We start from the raw sequence: 2,473 nt of genomic DNA on the forward strand, positions 1-2,473 counted from the left end.
GTGTCTTTATTCTTGCAGTTCCGCTTTTCCGTGTCAATTTGACCCGGTCTGGCAGATCCTTGCGGAATTCAGACCGCCCCGTTTCCGGAGCAACCCTTCGAACTTACCAGCCTCCGAGCGACTCTGCGAATCGATCTTAAGGAAGCCGTTGCCCTCCGGGATCGCCGACAAGCAGGACAAACCACACCTGAATCACCGGAGTGAGTGGAGTGGGTTTGCGCCGGATCTTGGCGACGTCAAAAGATTAGCAGCCCTCGATGACCACTCGTGACCGAACGACGGAGCGGAACGGGACGACCGGGACAACGCACCGCAGGACTCGTGCATTCCCTGATCGGGATCACAGGCCCGGTGAACCATAGACTCGACGGGGTGAGCAGCGAGATGCCGCCTACGGCGAAGAAGGTCCCCAGCGAGCGCGTCCACCACGGGGACACCGTGGTCGATCCCTATGCATGGCTGACGGCCAAGGACGATCCCGACACGATCGCCTACCTCGAGGCCGAGAACGCCTACACCCAGCAGATGACCGCCCACCTCAAGCCCCTCCAGGAGACGATCTTCCAGGAGATCAAGGGCCGGACCCTGGAGACGGACCTGTCCGTCCCCACCCGCAAGGGCGACTGGTGGTACTACTCCCGCACCGAAGAGGGCAAGCAGTACGGCATCCAGTGCCGCCTGGTCGCCGAGGGCGAGACCCCTCCGGAGCTGAAGGCCGGCGAGCCGCTCCCCGGTGAGCAGATCATGCTCGACGGCAACGAGCTGGCCGGTGAGAGCGACTTCTTCTCCCTCGGCACCAGCTCGGTGAGCCCGGACGGCACCCTGCTGGCCTACTCGGTGAACTTCACCGGCGACGAGCGCTTCACCCTGAAGATCAAGAACCTCGCCACCGGCGAGACCCTCCCCGACGAGATTCCCGGCATCTTCTACGGCGGCGCCTGGTCGGCCGACGGGAGCACGTTCTTCTACACGACGGTCGACGAGGCGTGGCGTCCCTACCGGGTCTACCGGCACACCGTCGGCACCCCGGCCTCCGAGGACGTGCTCGTCCACGAGGAACAGGACGAGCGGTTCTGGATCGGCGTCGGCCTCACCCGCAGCGAGCGCTATCTGGTCCTCTCCGCCGGAAGCAAGATCACCAGCGAGATCCGGATCCTGGAGGCGGACGACCCCACCGGTGGGTTCCGCGTCGTACGGCCCCGCGAGACCGGCGTCGAGTACGGCATCGACCACGCCGGCGACCGCTTCCTGGTCCTGCACAACAAGAACGCCGAGAACTTCGAGCTGGCGACGGCCCCCATCGACGATCCCGGCACCTGGACGCCGCTGATCGGGCACCGCGAGGACACCCGGCTCCTGGACGTCGACGCCTTCGAGGGCCACACCGTCGTGCACTTCCGCCGGGACGGCCTGACGGGCGTCCGGATCCTGCCCGCGGACGGTGAGCCGTACGAGATCCCGATGCCGGAGCCGATCTACGACGTGGCGCCGTCGGGGAACCCGGAGTTCGTCACAGGGCGCCTGCGCCTCGGCTACACCAGCATGGTCACGCCCCCGTCGGTCTACGACTACGACCTGCGGACGCGGGAGCTGATCCTGCTCAAGCGCAAGCCCGTGCTCGGCGGCTACGACCCGGCCGACTACGAGCAGTTCCGCGAGTGGGCGACCGCCCCGGACGGCACCCGCGTGCCGATCTCGATCGCGGTGAGGAAGGGCACCGAGCGGCCGGCGCCCACCGTCCTGTACGGCTACGGCAGCTACGAGATCTCGGTCGACCCGTCGTTCTCGGTGGCCCGGCTCAGCCTGCTGGACCGGGGCTTCGTCTTCGCCATCGCGCACATCCGGGGCGGCGGCGAGATGGGCCGCCGGTGGTACGAGGACGGGAAGTTCCAGAAGAAGAAGAACACCTTCACCGACTTCGTCGCCTGCGCCGAGCACCTCAGGGCCGGCGGCTGGTCCTCCGGCGTCGTCGCGCGGGGCGGGTCGGCCGGCGGACTGCTGATGGGCGCGGTCGCCAACCTCGCTCCGGAGACCTTCGCGGGCGTGGTCGCCGAGGTGCCGTTCGTGGACGCGCTGAACACCATCCTCGATCCGTCGCTCCCGCTCACCGTCATCGAGTGGGACGAGTGGGGCGACCCCCTGCACGAGGCGGACGTGTACCACTACATGAAGTCGTACTCGCCGTACGAGAACGTGGACGACCGGGTCTACCCGCCGATCCTCGCGATCACCAGCCTCAACGACACCCGGGTGCTCTACCACGAGCCCGCCAAGTGGATCGCCCGGCTCCGCGACACCGCCAGGGGCGGGCCGTTCCTCCTCAAGACGGAGATGGGCGCCGGGCACGGCGGCCGGAGCGGCCGCTACGACTCCTGGCGCGAGGAGGCGTTCGTCCTGTCCTGGGTCCTCGACACCGCGAAGGCCACGGCATGACGTAGGCCGCGACGGGCGGCGGCGCTCGCCGGGCCGTACG

1 protein-coding gene is annotated in these 2,473 nt (G+C 67.9%); it reads left to right on the top strand.

Going from position 1 to position 2,473, the window contains the following annotated elements; translation table 11 throughout:
* The first annotated feature begins 372 nt into the window (after nt 1-372).
* Entirely contained in the window at nt 373-2,433 is a 2,061-nt protein-coding gene (locus tag ACFOWE_RS30565; RefSeq protein ID WP_377293977.1) for a S9 family peptidase, read from the top strand.
* Nucleotides 2,434-2,473 lie beyond the last annotated feature (40 nt).

The sequence above is a fragment of the Planomonospora corallina genome (assembly GCF_042650625.1).
In the GTDB taxonomy this organism is placed as follows: Bacteria; Actinomycetota; Actinomycetes; order Streptosporangiales; family Streptosporangiaceae; genus Planomonospora_B; species Planomonospora_B corallina.